A 17,668-nucleotide genomic window follows, 5' to 3' on the forward strand; every position below is an offset into this window, starting at 1 on the left:
GCTCCGCTGTTTGTACGCGTGCCTAGGCGCCCCTTTTCGGGGGCAGCACGAAACCGGCCCCTGGAATTCCTCTCGCTCTTCGTATACGGCGTCGTTGTTAAAGGCGGCCGCCCGCCGTGTTTACGGAATGTTGCGAGGACCTCACACCGGCGGGAATCCGCAGCCGGTGCGCACCGGTCGTCCGTTCGGCGTGCAGGGCGGTGAGGGCCCGCGCCCGCTCCGCGTCGCCGCGCGCCACCGCGTCGACGATCGCGCCGTGCTCGGCCCAGGCCTCCACCGGCCGGGCGGGCGGCTCGACCGCGTACATCCAGGCGATCTTGTGCCGGAGCTGCGTGAGCAGGGCGGTGAGCCCCGGGCTTCCGCAGGCCTGCGCGAGTGTCTCGTGGAACCATGCGCCGAGCGAGCGCAGATCGTCGCCCTGCCCCCGCCGCGCCCGGTCCTGGCCGAGTCTGACCAGGCCGCGCAGCACCTTGAGATGGGCCTCCGAGCGCCGCTGGGCGGCCCGCGCGGCGCCGAGCGGCTCCAGCAGCAGCCTGATCTCCAGCAGATCGGCGGCCTCCTGCTCGGTGGGCTCGGCGACACACGCGCCGGCGTGCCGGCGAGTGACGACGAAGCCCTCCGACTCCAGGGTGCGCAGTGCCTCGCGGACCGGGACGCGCGAGACGCCGTAGCGGCGCGCCAACTGCTCCTCGGTGAGCCGGCTGCCGCGCTCGAAGGCGCCGGAGACGATGTCGTCGCGGATCGCCGTGCACACCGAGCGGGCAGGAATGCGCATACCGAACCTCCGCTTTAATCGCCGCGAAACCCAGTCGAGCGACGCCTGTTCGGCGACTCTATTCCAGGTGGCGCGATTTTCCGAAGGCCCCGAGGAATCCGCGGATATCTTTTGGCCGGAATACGCCGAAGACCCCGGCTCGGGAGGAACCGAACCGGGGCCTTGACGGAAGCGGGAGGGTCAGACCGCGACGCCGTGCGCACGCAGATAGGCGATCGGGTCGATGTCCGAGCCGTAGTCGGCGCCGGTCCTCGCCTCGAAGTGAAGGTGCGGGCCGGACGAGTTGCCGGTCGACCCGGAGCGGCCGATCTGCTGACCCGGGGTGACGCTCTGCCCGACCGAGACGCCGATCGAGGAGAGGTGACCGTACTGGGTGTACGTGCCGTCGTGCATCCGGATGACGACGTTGTTGCCGTACGCGCCGCCCCAGCCGGCCTCGACGACCGTGCCCATGCCGACGGCGACGACCTTGGTGCCGGAGGCGGCGTGGAAGTCGATCCCGGTGTGGCTGCCGGAGGACCACTGTCCGCCGCCGGCGTGGTAGCTGGTGCTGACGTAGGAGCCGGCGACCGGGAGCGTGTAGGTCAGCAGGCGCTTGCGCTCGGCCTCGCGGGCGGCGCGCTCACGGGCCTCACGGGCCTCCTTGACGCGGACCTCCGCCTTGCGCTTGGCCTCGGCCTCGGCCCGCGCCTGCTCGGCGGCCAGGGCGGCCTCCTGCTGCTGGGCGTCGGCCTGGGCGCCGATCTGGTCGGCGAGCGAGTCACTGGCGACGATGGCCTGGGTCAGGCCGGTGTCCTCCGCGGGGCGGATGTCCGCCTCGGCGGCGAGCGCCGGGGAGGCGAGGGTGCCGATGACGCCGGTGGTCGCGATGGCGGCGACGGACGCGACGCCCGCGCTCCTGCGCGACAGGCGGCTCGGACCACGATGCTTCCCGGTGGCACGGGTGAACGCCATGTAGTGGCTGATCCTTTCCTTCCTTCTCGCCTACCGGGTTAGCTGACGGGTTCGGAGCAGGAAGGTCTCCTACGGGCCCCTCCGCACGGGTGCGAAGGCGTCCGATTCACCCCAGGGGGACATGTGGGTCCCCGGCTCCCCAGGCTCACGCCCGACGGGGACTCGGCGATGGCTGTCCGATGCCGCGGGTGCGGCGCGTACGACTGGCGGACAGCGCAGAAGACGCTAAGCCGATCTTCGCGCAATCACCAAACAGACACCGGCATTTGTAGTGCACGCCACAGGGCAGACACATCGCCTCCCCAATAAAACGGACATACGGGAAGGCCCCGTTGGCGGGGCCAACGGGGCCTTCTGCGGTCCGCCCGGGGTCCGGGGGATGTCCTGCCGGGCGACCGGCCGGACGCCGGACGGGGCTCCGGTGGACGTCCGGTCGGCGTCCGGAACGGTCAATCAGCCAGTGACAACGGTCACTTCACCGATGCCGAGGGCCCGGACGGGCTCCTCGATCAGGGCGGCGTCCCCGACGAGGACGGTGACGAGCCGGTCCACCGGGAAGGCGTTGACGGCCGCGGCGGTCGCCTCGACCGTGCCGGTCTCGGCCAGCCGCGCGTACATCTGGGCCTGGAAGTCGTCCGGGAGGTGCTGCTCGACCTGGTCGGCCAGCGTGCCCGCCACGGACGCCGCCGTCTCGTACTTCAGCGGGGCCACACCCACCAGGTTCTGCACGGCCACATCGCGCTCCGCGTCGGTCAGCCCCTCCGCGGCGAGGGTGCGCAGCACCTTCCAGAGGTCGTCGAGCGCGGGGCCGGTGTTCGGGGTGTCGACCGAGCCGCTGATCGCGAGCATCGACGCACCGGTGGCCCCGCCCGGGGACGAGGGCGCGGCGGAGCGCAGCACCTGCCCGAAGGCCCGCACACCGTACGTGTAGCCCTTCTCCTCGCGCAGGACGCGGTCCAGGCGGGAGGTGAGCGTGCCGCCGAGGCAGTACGTGCCGAGGACCTGGGCCGCCCAGACCCGGTCGTGCCGGTCGGGGCCGATCCGGCCGATCAGCAGCTGCGTCTGGACCGCGCCGGGGCGGTCGACGATGACGACCCGGCCCCTGTCGTCGGCGGTGATCGGCGGCATCGGACGGCTCTCGGCCGTGTCACCGGTCCAGCCGCCGAGCGTGTCGGCCAGCACGGCGTCCACATCGACACCCGCGAGGTCGCCGACGATCACGGTGGTGGCCGTGGCGGGCCGGACGTGCGCCTCGTAGAAGGCCCGTACGGCGCCGGAGTCGATGCGCTCCACGGTCTCCTCCGAGCCCTGGCGGGGCCGGGACATCCGGGAGGAGGCGGGAAACAGCTGCCTGGAGAGCTCCTTGGCCGCGCGGCGGGCCGGATTGGCCGTCTCGTGCGGAATCTCGTCCAGCCGGTTCCGTACGAGCCGCTCGACCTCGCTGTCGGCGAACAGCGGGGCCCGCAGCGCCTCGGCGAGCAGCCCGAGGGCCTTCGTGAGCCGGGAGACCGGCACCTCCAGGGAGATGCGGACGCCCGGGTGGTCGGCGTGCGCGTCGAGCGTGGCGCCGCAGCGCTCCAGCTCGGCCGCGAACTCCTCCGCCGTGTGCTTGTCGGTGCCCTCGGACAGCGCCCGCGCCATGATCGTGGCGACGCCGTCCAGGCCCTCGGGCTCGGCGTCCAGCGGGGCGTCGAGGAAGATCTCGACGGCCACGACCTGCTGGCCGGGGCGGTGGCAGCGCAGCACGGTCAGCCCGTTGTCGAGCGTTCCACGCTCGGGGGCGGGGAAGGCCCACGGCTTGGCCTCGCCGGCCTGCGGCTGCGGATGGAAGTCCATGGTCACGGCAGCGTCGGTCACTGGTCCGCCCCCTCTGCGTCGTCGTTGTCCTCGGCGTCCTCGGCCGCGACGGGCTCATAGACCAGCACCGCCCTGTTGTCCGGGCGCAGCCGGGCCTGGGCGACGGCCTGCACCTCCTCGGCGGTGATGTCGAGCACCCGCCGGACGGCGCTGAGCGCCAGCTGGGGGTCGCCGAACAGCACGGCGTACCGGCACAGTTCGTCGGCGCGGCCCGCGACCGTGCCGAGCCGGTCCAGCCATTCGCGCTCCAGCTGGGCCTGCGCGCGCTCCATCTCCTCGGCCGTGGGGCCCTCGGCGGCGAACCGGGCCAGCTCGTCGTCGACGGCGGCCTCGATGTCCGGCACCTCGACGCCGGCGGACGTCTTCACGTCCAGCCAGCCGAGCGAGGGCGCGCCGGCCAGGCGCAGCAGTCCGAAGCCCGCGGCGACGGCCGTACGGTCGTGACGCACCAGACGGTTGTGCAGCCGGGACGACTCGCCGCCGCCGAGGACGGTCAGCGCCAGGTCGGCCGCGTCGCATTCGCGGCTGCCGTCGTGGGGCAGCCGGTAGGCGGCCATCAGCGCGCGGGCCGGGACCTCCTCCTCCACGACCTCGCGCAGCTGCTCCCCGATCACGTCGGGCAGGGACCCGTCGCGCGGGGGCTGCTTGCCGTCGTGCGTGGGGATGGACCCGAAGTACTTCTCGATCCAGGCGAGGGTCTGCTGCGGGTCGATGTCGCCGACGACCGACAGCACCGCGTTGTTCGGCGCGTAGTACGTGCGGAAGAAGTTCCGCGCGTCCTGAAGGGTCGCCGCGTCCAGATCGGACATCGAGCCGATCGGGGTGTGGTGGTAGGGATGGCCCTCCGGGTAGGCGAGGGCGGTCAGCTTCTCGAAGGCCGTGCCGTAGGGAACGTTGTCGTAGCGCTGGCGGCGCTCGTTCTTGACGACGTCCCGCTGGTTCTCCATGGACTCGTCGTCCAGCGCGGTCAGCAGCGAGCCCATGCGGTCGGCCTCCAGCCAGAGCGCGAGCTCCAGCTGGTGCGCGGGCATGGTCTCGAAGTAGTTCGTGCGCTCGAAACTGGTGGTGCCGTTGAGCGAGCCGCCCGCGCCCTGCACCAGCTCGAAATGGCCGTTGCCCGGTACCTGCGCGGAGCCCTGGAACATGAGGTGCTCGAAAAGGTGAGCCAGGCCGGTACGGCCCTTGACCTCGTGGCGTGAGCCGACGTCGTACCAGAGGCAGACCGCGGCGACCGGGGTCAGGTGGTCCTCGGACAGCACCACACGGAGGCCGTTGGCCAGCCGGTGCTCGGTCGCTGTCAGGCCGCCGGAGCCGGCCTGGGCTGTGGCCGTGTGACCCATGGGCATGTGGTCCCTTCGATCGCGTTGCAGGATGTCCTGCCACTGTATGCAAAGCGTGCGGGGACCCGGCGAGGTTCCCGGCGGTTCCACCCCGCTGTTCCGGGTCGCGGTCGGTCCTGTCAGTGGGACGGTCCACAATGGTCGGCGTCAGATCCCGTTCATGGTTCATGTTGGTGAAGGAGCCGCAGCAGCGATGGCCCGCCGCAGCACGAAGACGCCGCCGCCCGACGACTTCGAGGAGAAGATCCTCGACATCGACGTCGTGGACGAAATGCAGGGCTCCTTCCTCGAGTACGCGTACTCGGTGATCTACTCCCGGGCCCTGCCGGACGCCCGGGACGGCATGAAGCCGGTGCACCGCCGGATCGTGTATCAGATGAACGAGATGGGGCTGCGCCCCGACCGCGGCTATGTGAAGTGCGCCCGGGTCGTCGGCGAGGTCATGGGCAAGCTCCACCCGCACGGCGACGCGTCGATCTACGACGCGCTGGTGCGCATGGCCCAGCCCTTCTCCATGCGGCTGCCGCTGGTCGACGGCCATGGCAACTTCGGTTCGCTCGGCAATGACGACCCTCCGGCCGCGATGCGTTACACCGAGTGCCGGATGGCCGACGCGACGAGCCTGATGACCGAGTCCATCGACGAGGACACGGTCGATTTCTCGCCGAACTACGACGGTCAGGAGCGGGAGCCCGTCGCGCTGCCCGCGGCCTTCCCGAATCTGCTCGTCAACGGCGCCTCGGGGATCGCCGTCGGCATGGCGACCAACATGCCGCCGCACAATCTGGGCGAGGTCGTCGCCGCCGCCCGCCATCTGATCAAGCACCCGGGTGCCGATCTCGAGACGCTGATGCGCTTCGTTCCCGGTCCCGATCTGCCGACCGGCGGCCGGATCGTCGGTCTGGCCGGGATCAAGGACGCCTACGAGACGGGCCGCGGCACGTTCAAGATCCGCGCGACGGTGACGGTGGAGGACGTGACGGCCCGCCGCAAGGGCCTCGTCGTCACCGAACTGCCCTTCACCGTCGGCCCGGAGAAGGTGATCGCGAAGATCAAGGACCTGGTCGGCCAGAAGAAGCTCCAGGGCATCGCCGACGTCAAGGACCTCACCGACCGTGCGCACGGTCTGCGCCTGGTCATCGAGATCAAGAACGGCTTCATCCCCGAGGCCGTGCTTGAGCAGCTCTACAAGCTGACGCCGATGGAGGAGTCCTTCGGCATCAACAACGTGGCGCTGGTCGACGGCCAGCCCCTGACGCTGGGCCTCAAGGAGCTGCTGGAGGTCTATCTCGACCACCGATTCGAGGTCGTGCGGCGCCGCAGCGAGTTCCGGCGCGGGAAGAAGCGCGACCGGCTGCATCTGGTCGAGGGCCTGCTCGTCGCGCTGCTCGACATCGACGAGGTCATCCGCCTCATCCGCTCCAGCGACAACTCGGCGCAGGCCAAGGAGCGCCTCATCGCGCACTTCTCGCTCAGCGAGGTCCAGACGCAGTACATCCTGGACACCCCGCTGCGCCGGCTCACCAAGTTCGACCGGATCGAGCTGGAGAGCGAGCGGGACCGGCTGACCGCCGAGATCGCGGAGCTGACCCGGATCCTGGAGTCCGACACGGAGCTGCGCAAGCTCGTCTCCGCCGAACTGGCGGCGGTGGCCAAGAAGTTCGGCACCGAGCGGCGCACGGTCCTGCTGGAGTCGGCGGGCACCCCGGCGCCCGCCGCGTCCCTGCAGGTGGCCGACGACCCGTGCCGGGTGCTGTTGTCCTCCACGGGGCTGCTGGCCCGTACGGTCACCGGTGAGCCGCTGCCGGACGACGGCGACAGGCGCGCCAAGCACGACGTGATCGTGTCCGCCGTGCCGGCGACGGCGCGTGGCGACGTGGGTGTGGTCACCTCGGCCGGCCGGCTGCTGCGGCTGGCGGTGATCGACCTTCCGCAGCTTCCGGAGAGTGCCCACGCGCCGAGTCTGTCGGGCGGGGCGCAGGTCTCCGAGTTCCTGTCGCTGGAGAGCGAGGAGACGGTCGTCTGTCTCACCACTCTCGACGAGGCCTCCCCCGGGCTCGCGCTCGGCACGCTCCAGGGCGTCGTCAAGCGGGTCGTGCCGGACTATCCGGCCAACAAGGAGGAGCTGGAGGTCATCGCGCTCCGGGAGGGCGACCGGATCGTCGGCGGTGCCGAGCTGCGCACGGGCGAGGAGGACCTGGTCTTCATCTCCTCCGACGCCCAGCTGCTGCGCTTCCAGGCCTCCCAGGTCAGGCCGCAGGGCCGGGCGGCCGGCGGTATGGCGGGCATCAAGCTCGCGGAGGGCGCCGAGGTGGTCGCGTTCTCGGCGGTGGACCCGGCGGCGGACGCGGTGGTCTTCACTGCCGCGGGCTCGACCGGTGCGCTCGACGACTCGGTGACGTCGGCGAAGCTGACGCCGTTCGACCAGTACCCGCGCAAGGGCCGGGCGACCGGCGGTGTGCGCTGCCAGCGGTTCCTCAAGGGCGAGGACGTGCTGGTGCTGGCCTGGGCCGGTGCGGCTCCGGCGCGTGCGGCGCAGAAGAACGGCTCACCGACGGAGCTGCCGGAGATCGACCCCCGCCGGGACGGTTCCGGCGCGCCGCTGACGAAGCCGGTCGCGGCGCTGGCGGGCCCGGCGTCGTAGGGACGGCGTGTGCCGTGACGCCGACGGAGCGGCCCGGGTTCACTCCCAGGGCTGCTCCGTCGGTGCGTCCGGCTGCTCGGGCACGTACCGCAGGACGCCCCACATGCTGTGCTCTTCCGGGGCGTCCTGCGGGCCGGTGACCCTTGCGGCGTCCAGCTGCTTCAGCAGGGCCCCGGAGTCGGTGCCCGAGCCGATCAGCACGAGCTGGGACTGCCGCTCGGTGCTGTCCGCCGGCCAGGGTTCCGGGTAGAAACGCAGGAACCGGCCGACGGCGTGCACCGCGTAGCGATTGACGGGGTCCGCGTCGCCGAAGTCGGCGAACCCCTTGATCCGGTAGAGCCCTTCGGGCCGTGAGTCGAGGAAGTCGAGCAGCCTGCGCGGGTGAAGGGGCTCGGCGGCCGTGAACGAGACGGTCTCGTAGGCGGCGTGCAGATGATCGTGGTGGCCGCTCGCGCAGTCCTCGCCGGCCCCGCAGTCCTCGCCGTCCTCCTCGTGGAGGTCCTCGAAGGACAGCTGGCCCACGCGCTCGCCGCGCGGACGGCATTCGAAGAGCACCTCGGGATCGATACGCCCGTACGCCGCCGGGATCACGGCGGCGCCGTCGGCGAGGCCCGTGATCCGCTCCCTGAGCCGCTCCCGCGCCGGATCGCCGACCCGGTCCGTCTTGTTGAGCACGATCAGATCGGCGATGCCGAGGTGCCGCTCGATCTCGGGGTGCCGTTCCCGTGTCGCCTCGAACTCGGCCGCGTCGACGACCTCGACGAGCCCGCCGTACACGATCCGCTCGTTCTCACTGGCCAGGAGCATCCGGACGAGTTCCTGCGGCTCGGCGAGACCGCTCGCCTCGATGACGATCACATCGAGGCGGGCGGCGGGCCGGGTGAGCTTGTCCAGGAAGACGTCCAGTTCGCTCGCGTCGACGGCACAGCACAGACAGCCGTTGCCGAGGGACACCGTGGAGTCGCCGAGCCGGCCGGCCACGGTCATGGCGTCGATCTCGATGGACCCGAAGTCATTGACGATCGCGCCGATCCTGGTCCCGCGGCTCGCCCGCAGCAGATGGTTGAGCAAGGTCGTCTTGCCGGATCCCAGAAAGCCCGCGAAGACGATGACGGGGATCTGCGGACTGCTCAAGACGGCTCCTGCGGTGCTGGGGGTACGCGTCGGCCCTCCAGGATAGGGCGGGTCAGGAGGCCATCGGGAGCGGCTGGGGCGGGGGCGGTCCCACGTACCGGGCGGCCGGCCGGATGATCTTGGAGTCCTCGGCCTGCTCCAGGATGTTGGCGCTCCAGCCGACGACCCTGGCCGCGCAGAACGTCGGGGTGAACATCTCACGCGGCAGCCCGCACAGCTCCATGACGACACCGGCGTAGAACTCCACGTTCGTGTGCAGCTCCCGGCCCGGTTTGAGCTCCGCGAGGATCGCCTCGACGCGCGTCTCCACCTCGACCGCGAGGTCCACGAGCGGGCCGCCGAAGCTCTCGGCGAGGGAACGCAGCATGCGTGAGCGCGGGTCCTCGGTGCGGTAGACGGGGTGGCCGAAGCCCATGATGCGTTCACCCGCGAGGACCCGTTGCCTGATCCACGGGTCGATACGGTCCGGCGTGCCGATCGCGTCGAGCGTGTCCAGAGCCCGGCTCGGGGCTCCGCCGTGCAGCGGTCCGGACAGCGCGCCGATCGCACCGACCAGGCAGGCCGCTACATCGGCGCCGGTGGAGGCGATCACCCGGGCGGTGAAGGTGGAGGCGTTGAAACCGTGGTCGACGGTCGAGACGAGGTACTGCTCGACCGCCCTCGCACGGGCGGGGTCCGGCTGCGAACCGGTCAGCATGTAGAGGTAGTTGGCGGCGTACGACAGGTCCTCGCGCGGTTCGACGGGCTCCAGCCCCTGGCCGAGCCGGTACAGCGCGGTGAGCAGCGTCGGCACGGCGGCGCAGGCCGCGAGCGCGTCCGTGCGCCGGTGCTCGGCATCCAGGTCGTACACGGGCCGCAGACCGGCGGACGCCCCCAGGAGCGAGAGCGCGGTGCGCAGTCCGGCGAGCGGGCCGGAGACCCCGCCCGCGCGGGCGATCGCCGGCAGGGCCGCGCGTACATCATCGGGCAGCCGGCGCAGTGACACGGTCCGCGCCAGGAAGTCGGCGCGCTCTTCCGGGTCCGGCAGCCGGCCGTGGAACATCAGGTGCCAGACGTCCTCGAAGCCGCTGCTCTCCGCGAGTTCCACGGCCGAGTACTGGCGGTAGTGGTAGAAGCCCTCGCGTCCCCGTACGTCCCCGAGCGCGGTGTCGGTGACGACGACGCCCGCGAGTCCGCGCGGTACGTCGAGAGGTGCGGCGGCCCCGTTGGTGCTGTGCATGGTGTGGTCCTCCCTCGGATTGATTCGACTGTCCATGCTTGACTAGATCACTGTCAATATTGATTGAATCAATACATGTACGGTGTCCTCATGACGGATCAACCGGCGGACCGGGAGCGGCTCACCACCCGCGAGGCGGCCGAACGGCTCGGTGTGAAGCCCGAGACGGTGTACGCGTACGTCAGCCGCGGGCAGCTCACCAGTCGCCGCGACCCCGGTGGGCGCGGCAGCACGTTCGACGCCAAGGAGGTCGACGCGCTCGTCCGCAGGGGGCGCCGTGAGCCCGCCGCGGGCGGCGATGCCACACAGCGCATCCGTACCGGCATCACGCTGATCGACAAGGACCGGTACTACTACCGCGGGGTGGACGCGACCGAGCTGGCCCGTCGCTACCACTACGAGGAGATCGCCGACTGGCTCTGGACCGGCAACCTGCGGGCGGGCATCCGGTTCAACGCCCCGCCCGAGCCGCTCGCCGCGGCCCGGAGCGCGGTGGCGGCGCTGCCCGGGCACAGCGGCTCGACCGACCGGCTCCGCGTTGCCGCGATCGCCGCGGCGGCCGCGGATCCGCTGCGCTTCGACCTCGGCAGGGAAGCGGTGCTCGGCAGCGCCCGCTCACTGATCCCCACCCTCGTCGACGCGTTGCCCGTGGTCGGCCGGGAGCATCGCGGCGAGGGCCGCCTCGCCTGGCGCCTGTGGTCACGGCTCACTGCCGAACGGCCCGACGAGACAGCCCTGCACGCCCTCGACATGGCCCTCTCGCTGCTGATCGACCACGACCTCGCCGCCTCGACCCTCGCGGTGCGGGTCGCGGCCTCGGCCCGCGCCCATCCGTACGCCGTCGTGTCGGCGGGGCTCGGCGCGCTCGACGGCCCGCTGCACGGTGCCGCCAGCGGGCTCGCCCACCGGATGCTCGCCGAGGTCCTGGAGCGCGGGAGCGCGGCCCCCGTCGTCGCCGATCATCTGCGCGCGGGCCGCCGGGTGCCGGGCCTCGGCCACCGGCTCTACCCGGCTCAGGACCCGCGCGCCGAGGCCCTGTTCGACGTGCTGGCCACGCTCCCCGCGGCCCGCCCCGCGCTGGCCGCCGCCCGCGAGGTCGAGGCGACGACCGCCCGCCAGATGGAACTGCACGCCAATGTGGACCTGGCGCTCGCGGTCCTGTCGGTGTCGTGCCGCATGCCCGCCGAGGCGGGCGAGACCGTCTTCGCCGTGGCACGCACGGCGGGCTGGATCGCCCACGCACTGGAGGAGTACGAGGAGCGGCCCCTGCGCATGCGCCCCAGCGGCCAGTACACCGGACCGCGGCCGCCGAGGCCGCTGCCCTGAGTGCGCGGAACGCCGGGGCCCGGGCGCATCGATGAGCCGCCGGGCCGACGGGCGACCGGACCGACGGGCGACCGGCGACCGGCGACCGGACCCACGCACGGGCAGGACGCACGAGCCGGACGCACGGGCCGGAGCCGTCAGGCCGACGGGCGACCGGGCCCACGGCCTGACCGCCGTAGCGACCGCCCGCCGGCGCCCCGCCCGGCGCCCCGCCCTGTGCCCGCCGCCGCACCCGTAGCGTCCCCGGGCATCGGTCCCGCACCGCCCGGCGCCGTCTCAGGCCCGTAGCCACACGGCGGTGTCCCGGGGCAGCCCTCCCTCCTCCAGCGGACCGCTCGTCAGCAGGACGGAGTCGTGTGCCGGCAGGGCCACCCGGTCCGCGCCCAGGTTCACCACGCACACCAGCCCGTCCTGCCGGGCGAAGGCCAGCACTCCGGGCGGGTGGGGCAGCCATGTCAACGGGCCGTCGCCGAAGCCCGGTTCGGTGCGACGCAGCCGCAGGGCGCGCCGGTAGAACGTGAGCATCGAGTCCGGGTCCGCGGCCTGGCGGTCGGCGGCGTACGCGTCCCAGTCCGCCGGCGGCGGCAGCCACGGCTCGGCGGCCGGCGGCGCGCCGGTCCACGGCAGCGACACCCGGCAGCCGTCGCGGCCGGGGTCCGTACCGCCGGAGCGGAAGTGCATCGGGTCCTGGATGCGGTCCCTCGGGATCTCCGCCTCCGGAAGGCCGAGCTCCTCCCCCTGGTACACGTAGACGGACCCGGGCAGCGCCAGCGAGAGCAGCGCGGCGGCGCGGGCCCGCCGGGTGCCGAGGCCGAGGTCCGTCGGGGTGCCGAAGGCTTTGGTCGCGAAGTCGAAGCCGGTGTCCTCGCGTCCGTAACGCGTGACCGTGCGTGTCACGTCGTGGTTGCACAGCACCCAGGTGGCCGGGGCCCCCACGGGCGCGTGCTCGGCGAGGGTCTCGTCGATGGTGCGGCGCAGCCGCTCCGCGTCCCAGGGGCAGGCCAGGAAGCTCAGGTTGAACGCGGTGTGCAGCTCGTCGGGCCGCAGGTAGCGGGCGAAGCGCTCGGAGTCCGGCAGCCAGACCTCCCCGACGAAGATGCCGTCGTACTCGTCGGCCACCGCGCGCCACGAGCGGTAGATGTCGTGCAGCTCGTCCCGGTCGATGTAGGGGTGCGGGTCGCGGCCCGGGGCGAAGTCGGGCAGGTACGCGTCCTTGGCGAGCAGCGCCGCCGAGTCGATCCGTACGCCCGCGACGCCGCGCTCGAACCAGAAGCGCAGGATCTCCTCGTGCTCACGCCGCACCGCCGGATGCGCCCAGTTCAGGTCGGGCTGCTCGGGAGCGAAGAGATGCAGGTACCACTCCCCGTCGGGCACCCGGGTCCAGGCCGGGCCGCCGAACTCCGACTCCCAGTCGTTGGGCGGGCGTTCGCCGTCCGGGCCCCGACCGCGTCTGAAGTGGAACAGCGCGCGCTCGGGGCCCCCGGGACGGGCCGCCAGGGCCGCCCGGAACCACACGTGCTGGTCCGAGACATGGTTGGGAACGATGTCGACGATCGTGCGGATGCCCAGCTGCCTGGCCTCGGCGATGAGTTTCTCGGCCTCGCCGAGGGTGCCGAAGGCCGGGTCGATGGCGCGGTAGTCGGCGACGTCGTACCCGCCGTCCGCGAGCGGGGACACGTACCAGGGGGTGAACCAGAGCGCGTCGACGCCCAGTTCGGCGAGGTAGGGCAGTCTGGTCCGGACTCCGGAGAGGTCACCCGTGCCGTCCCCGTCTCCGTCGGCGAAGCTGCGTACGTACACCTGGTAGATGGCGGCCGAGCGCCACCAGTCCGGTTCCGATGCGGACACGGTTGATCCTTTCGGGGTGCGAGGGGCGTCAGCCCTTGAGTCCGCCAGCCGTCAGTCCGCTCATGATGTTCCGCTGGAAGACCAGGAAGATCAGCAGCGTGGGCACGGACGCGATGGTGAGGGCCGCGATGAGGACGTTCTCCGGTACTCCGCTGGCGAGGGAGTAGATCCCGACGTTGAGGGTCTGCTTCGTCGGGTCGGGGAGGGTGAGCATCGGCCAGAGGAAGTCCTTCCAGACGCCGACGACCGCGAAGATGGAGACGACGCCGAGGACGGGCCGGGAGATGGGCAGCACCACGGACCACAGGGTGCGCACCCGCGATGCCCCGTCGATGGACGCGGCGTCGAGCAGCTCTCGCGGGATCGAGTCGAAGAACCGCTTGAGCAGGAAGATGTTGAAGGCGTTGGTGACGGCCGGAAGCCAGATCGCCCAGGGAGAGTTCAGCAGGTTCCGCTCCACGATCGGCACGTCCAGCACCGTCAGGTACTGCGGGACGACGAGGACGGTCGCCGGGATCATCAGGGTGGCGAGCATCATCCCGAGGATCGCCCTGCCGAACAGGGGCCGGAGCCTGGAGAGCGAGTACGCGGCCGCGACATCGAGCACGAGCTGGAACGCGAGTGCCCCGAAGGCGTAGTACAGCGTGTTGAACAGCAGCCTGGCCAGGTCCATCACCTCCCATGCCCTGGCGTACGTCTCCGGGTGCAGCGAGCCGGGGACGAGGGTCGGCGGCGACTGCACGACCTCCTGGGTGGACTTCAGCCCGCCGGTGACCATCCAGTACAGCGGTCCGAGGAAGACGACCGTGAAGAGGACGAGGACCAGCGCGAGGACGGTCCAGTAGACGTACCGGGCGTGCGGCCGGGCCAGTTGTGCGGGTGAGATGAGCGTCCGGGTGGTCATGTGCGTCGCGCTCCCCCGTTCATGCGTCGTCGGCGGTGCGGCTCAGGCGTACGTAGGCCGCCGAGAAGCCGGCCAGCAGTACGAGCAGCACCAGGCCGAGCGCCGCCGCGGCCCCGTAGTCGTTGAAGTTGAAGGCGTACTGGTAGATGAGATAGACGACGGTCGTCGTGGACCCCTCGGGGCCCGCGCCGTTCGTCAGCAGGAACGGCTCCGTGAAGACCTGCATGGTCGCGATGATCTGCATCAGCAGCATCAGCGAGAGGATGAGCCGCGTCTGCGGGACGGTGACGTGCCAGATCTTGCGCAGCAGTCCCGCACCGTCGAGTTCGGCCGCTTCGTAGAGCTCGCCCGGGACGGCCTGGAGGGCGGCCAGGTAGATGAGCGTCGCGCCGCCCATGTTCATCCAGGTGGCGGCGATGACGACGGAGAGCATCGCGGTGTCCGGGTCCTGGAGCCACTGCTGCTGCGGCAGGTGGAGGGTGTCGAGGATGCTGTTGAACAGGCCGTACCCGGGGTCGTAGAGGTACTTGAAGAGCAGGACGGACGCGACCGGCGGCAGCATCACCGGCAGATAGACCAGCAGCCGCAGATAGGCCTGGGCGTGCCGGAACTCGTTGATGACGAGCGCGACGACGAACGGGACGGCGAAGCCCAGGACGAGGGCGAGGCCGGTGAAGAGGAGAGTGCCCCGCCACGCCTGCCAGAAGGCGGGGTCGGCGAAGACCGTCCTGAGGTTGTCCCAGCCGGCCCAGGTGGTGCGTCCGTCCTCGGTCTTCTGGAAGGCCAGCAGGAACTCCCTGACCATCGGGTACCAGGAGAAGAAGGAGAAGCAGAGGACGGCGCCGATCAGGAAGGAGTGCGCGGAGAGGTGGTGGCGCAGGGCTCGCAGGAACGCCTCGCGGGACGTCGCGCGCGGGCGGGAGCCGGAGGCACGGCGGACCCGCGCCTCCGGCTGCTCGCTCGTGGAGAGTGTGGGGGCCGACATGGGCTACTGGTTCGCCAGGATCTGGTTCACCTGCTGCTCGGCGGTGGAGAGCAGTTTGTCGATGTCGGCGTCCTTGTTGGTGAGGATCCCGGACATCACGTTGTCGAGGACCTTGTAGATCTCCTGGGCCTTGGGCGGTTCGGCCTTGCCCTTGACGGGGTTGTCCATGAACGCCTTGAAGTTGGCGACCGGCATGGTGGCGTGCTCGGCGCGCTGGGCGTCGTCCTTGGTCTTGCTGTCGCGCAGCCAGAAGTTCGGCTGCGGGAGTCCGACGGGCAGTCCGTCCGCCTTGGTGCGTGACCACGCGAACTGGCCCTTGCCGACGGTGAGGTTCTTGAAGTTCAGCCAGGCGATCGCGGCCTTGATCTTGTCCGGGGAACTCCCCTTCTTGATCATGTAGTTGTTGCCGCCGAAGAGCGTGGCCTTCTCACCGGGGATCGGGCCCATGCCGAAGTTCTCATACTTCGCGCCGAGTTGCTGGACCATGTACGTGATGTCGTCGGGCGCGGCCAGGAACATGCCGAGCTTGTCGGAGGCGATCTGCTTCTGCAGGTCACCCCACTTGAGCAGCTGGGTCTGGCCCATGCTGTTGTCGTCCCAGCGCATCGCGTGGAGGTTCTGGGCGATCTGCCTGCCCAGTTCGTTGTCGAACACGGCCTTGGTGCCGCTCGCGTCGACGATGTCACCGCCGAGGCCGTAGGTGGTGGCGGTGAAGTGCCAGCCGCCGGTGTTCCCGGCGCTGTACTCGCCGAAACCGGCGATGCCCTTGCCGAGGCCGGCGATGGCCTTGGCGGCGGTGCGGACCTCGGCCCAGGTGCGGGGCGGGTTGTCCGGATCGAGACCGGCCTGCTCGAAGAGGCTCCGGTTGATCAGCAGACCCATGGTGTAGTTGCTGGTCGGGAGGCCGTAGAGCTTGCCCTCCTTGGTGAGCGAACTCATGACGTCCGGGTCGATGTCCCCCAGCGCCGGGACCGTCCTGTCGGTGACGTACGCGGAGATGTCGGCGGCGCCGTCGTTGTCGAGCACCTGCTCCAGGTCCGTGAAGTAGGTGTAGAACACGTCCGGCTGCGACTTGGCCTTGAGCATCGCGGTGAAGCGGGGCGGCTCCAGGCACTGCCCGGGCGTCGACTTCCCCTCGATCCTGACGTTCGGGTACGTCTTGCTGAACGTCCTGACGTCCTCGTTCCACTCCTTGAGCTCGGCGGCCTTGGCGGGCGGCGGCATGCAGTCGATGGTCAGCGTCACCTTGGCCTTGGGGTCCAGGGGCGCCGACGGATCGGAGGAGCCGCCTCCCTCCGAGTCCCCGCCGCCGTTGTCGCTGCTGCTCGTGCCGCAGGCGGCGAGCGACGCGGTCAGCGCGAGGGCGGTCAGGAGGGCGGCCGCGGAGGTGCGGCGGGTGCGACACGTGCTACGCGAACGACGGAACCGGGCACTTCTCATCGGTGGTCCCCTTCGGGCATGAGCGTGGAAGGCCTTCAGCAGACGCACTGCTGGCGGCGTCGCTCACTCAACCACCGACAACAGATGGCCGCAATATGTCGCGCAGGCTTTGTAAAACATCGACAGGGATACGCAGATCAGCGAGGCACCTGTGCCGTGGAGCCGCGTACCACCAGTTCCGGCTCGAAGAGCAGCTCGTCGGGAGGTACGACGCCGCCCTGGATCTGGGCACAGAGCAGCTCGACGGCGGCCCGGCCCATGGCCTCGATGGGCTGGCGGACGGTGGTCAGCGGCGGCTCGGTGCAGTTCATGAAGGCGGAGTCGTCGTAACCGACGACCGACACGTCACCGGGGACGGTGAGGCCGCGCCGGCGGGCGGCCCGCACGGCACCCAGCGCGAGTGGGTCGCTCGCGCAGATGATGCCGGTGACCCCACGGTCGATGAGGCGCGTGGCCGCGGCCTGCCCACCCTCCAGGGAGAACATCGAGCACTCCAGGAACTCCTCGGGCAGCTCCCGCCCGGCGGCCCGTGCGGCCGCCTGCGCGGCGGCACGCTTGCGCCGGGACGGCACATGGTCCGGCGGGCCGAGGACGAGTCCGATCCGCTCGTGCCCGAGCGACGACAGATGGCGCCAGGCCTGCTCGACGGCGACGGCGTCGTCGCAGGCGATGCAGGGGAAGTGGAGGTTGTCGATGGAGGCGTTGACGAGGACGACCGGGATCTTCCGGTCGGCGAGCCTGCGGTAGTGGTCGTGCGGGGCGTCCGCCTGGGCGAACAGCCCGCCGGCGAAGACCACCCCGGACACCTGCTGCTGAAGCAGCAGATCGACGTAGTCCGCCTCGGAGACGCCGCCCTTGGTCTGGGTGCAGAGCACCGGTGTGAGCCCCTGCTGAGCCAGCGCACCACCGATGACCTCGGCGAACGCGGGGAAGATGGGGTTCTGCAGCTCCGGCAGCACCAGCCCGACGAGCCGGGCGCGCTCGCCCCGCAGCTGGGTGGGCCGCTCGTAGCCGAGGACGTCCAGCGCGGTCAGCACGGCCTGGCGGGTGGCGTCCGAGACGCCCGGCTTGCCGTTGAGGACCCGGCTGACCGTGGCCTCGCTGACTCCCACCTTGTTCGCCACCTGAGCAAGTCGTCGCGTCATGAACGCAAGACTAGCGCAAGGCATGCAAACGGCTTGCGTCCATCGTCATGCTCTGCGGTAAGCGGTTTGCACATCGCGTGAGCCCGGAGGTGCGTGA

13 protein-coding genes and 1 riboswitch are annotated in these 17,668 nt (G+C 71.0%); of the genes, 2 read left to right on the forward strand and 11 right to left on the reverse strand.

The features are described from left to right. Positions 1-97: 97 nt before the first annotated feature. From ACIQMR_RS28310 to ACIQMR_RS28325, 4 genes are all read right to left on the reverse strand, one after another. Positions 98-775 carry a GntR family transcriptional regulator gene (locus ACIQMR_RS28310; protein WP_401393005.1) on the reverse strand — a complete coding sequence of 226 codons (678 nt, stop codon included), beginning with the start codon at positions 773-775 and terminating at the stop codon, positions 98-100. 180 nt (positions 776-955) lie between these two features. Beyond that, positions 956-1,729, reverse strand: coding sequence for a M23 family metallopeptidase (locus ACIQMR_RS28315; RefSeq protein ID WP_401393007.1), 774 nt, complete (start codon positions 1,727-1,729; stop codon positions 956-958). Between the two features lie 12 nt (positions 1,730-1,741). Next, positions 1,742-1,907: riboswitch (cyclic di-AMP (ydaO/yuaA leader) on the reverse strand. 275 nt (positions 1,908-2,182) lie between these two features. Beyond that, positions 2,183-3,565, reverse strand: a complete 1,383-nt coding sequence (locus ACIQMR_RS28320) for a M16 family metallopeptidase (RefSeq protein WP_401393234.1) — start codon at positions 3,563-3,565, stop codon at positions 2,183-2,185. A 17-nt stretch (positions 3,566-3,582) separates the two neighbouring features. Further along, the gene (locus ACIQMR_RS28325; RefSeq protein ID WP_401393010.1) at positions 3,583-4,926 is read right to left on the reverse strand and encodes a M16 family metallopeptidase; all 1,344 of its coding nucleotides are present in this window, start codon (positions 4,924-4,926) and stop codon (positions 3,583-3,585) included. 193 nt (positions 4,927-5,119) lie between these two features. On the opposite strand from ACIQMR_RS28325, the gene ACIQMR_RS28330 reads away from it, so the two are divergent. Then, the gene (locus tag ACIQMR_RS28330; RefSeq protein WP_401393013.1) at positions 5,120-7,570 is read left to right on the forward strand and encodes a DNA topoisomerase (ATP-hydrolyzing) subunit A; all 2,451 of its coding nucleotides are present in this window, start codon (positions 5,120-5,122) and stop codon (positions 7,568-7,570) included. Between the two features lie 39 nt (positions 7,571-7,609). On the opposite strand, the gene ACIQMR_RS28335 is transcribed toward ACIQMR_RS28330, so the two are convergent. Both ACIQMR_RS28335 and ACIQMR_RS28340 read right to left on the reverse strand, forming a co-directional pair. Then, on the reverse strand, positions 7,610-8,704 hold the full coding sequence (locus ACIQMR_RS28335) for a CobW family GTP-binding protein (RefSeq protein ID WP_401393016.1): 1,095 nt from the start codon (positions 8,702-8,704) through the stop codon (positions 7,610-7,612). Between the two features lie 52 nt (positions 8,705-8,756). Beyond that, complete coding sequence (locus tag ACIQMR_RS28340; RefSeq protein WP_401393019.1) at positions 8,757-9,923, reverse strand: citrate synthase; 1,167 nt, start codon at positions 9,921-9,923, stop codon at positions 8,757-8,759. 90 nt (positions 9,924-10,013) lie between these two features. On the opposite strand from ACIQMR_RS28340, the gene ACIQMR_RS28345 reads away from it, so the two are divergent. Then, entirely contained in the window at positions 10,014-11,249 is a 1,236-nt protein-coding gene (locus ACIQMR_RS28345) for a citrate/2-methylcitrate synthase (protein ID WP_401393022.1), read from the forward strand. Positions 11,250-11,525: 276 nt separating this feature from the next. Here the strand turns inward: ACIQMR_RS28345 and ACIQMR_RS28350 are convergent, their stop codons facing one another. From ACIQMR_RS28350 to ACIQMR_RS28370, 5 genes are all read right to left on the reverse strand, one after another. Then, positions 11,526-13,097 (reverse strand): glycoside hydrolase family 13 protein, encoded by a 1,572-nt coding sequence (locus ACIQMR_RS28350; protein ID WP_401393025.1) that lies wholly within the window; start codon positions 13,095-13,097, stop codon positions 11,526-11,528. 28 nt (positions 13,098-13,125) lie between these two features. Beyond that, positions 13,126-14,001, reverse strand: coding sequence for a carbohydrate ABC transporter permease (locus tag ACIQMR_RS28355; RefSeq protein WP_401393028.1), 876 nt, complete (start codon positions 13,999-14,001; stop codon positions 13,126-13,128). Between the two features lie 19 nt (positions 14,002-14,020). Further along, positions 14,021-14,986, reverse strand: coding sequence for a carbohydrate ABC transporter permease (locus ACIQMR_RS28360; protein WP_401393031.1), 966 nt, complete (start codon positions 14,984-14,986; stop codon positions 14,021-14,023). A 3-nt stretch (positions 14,987-14,989) separates the two neighbouring features. Further along, the gene (locus ACIQMR_RS28365) at positions 14,990-16,426 is read right to left on the reverse strand and encodes an extracellular solute-binding protein (RefSeq protein WP_401393034.1); all 1,437 of its coding nucleotides are present in this window, start codon (positions 16,424-16,426) and stop codon (positions 14,990-14,992) included. 137 nt (positions 16,427-16,563) lie between these two features. Beyond that, the gene (locus tag ACIQMR_RS28370; protein ID WP_358669847.1) at positions 16,564-17,571 is read right to left on the reverse strand and encodes a LacI family DNA-binding transcriptional regulator; all 1,008 of its coding nucleotides are present in this window, start codon (positions 17,569-17,571) and stop codon (positions 16,564-16,566) included. Positions 17,572-17,668 lie beyond the last annotated feature (97 nt).

The sequence above is a fragment of the Streptomyces sp. NPDC091376 genome (genome assembly GCF_044757085.1).
Lineage (GTDB): Bacteria > Actinomycetota > Actinomycetes > Streptomycetales > Streptomycetaceae > Streptomyces > Streptomyces pratisoli.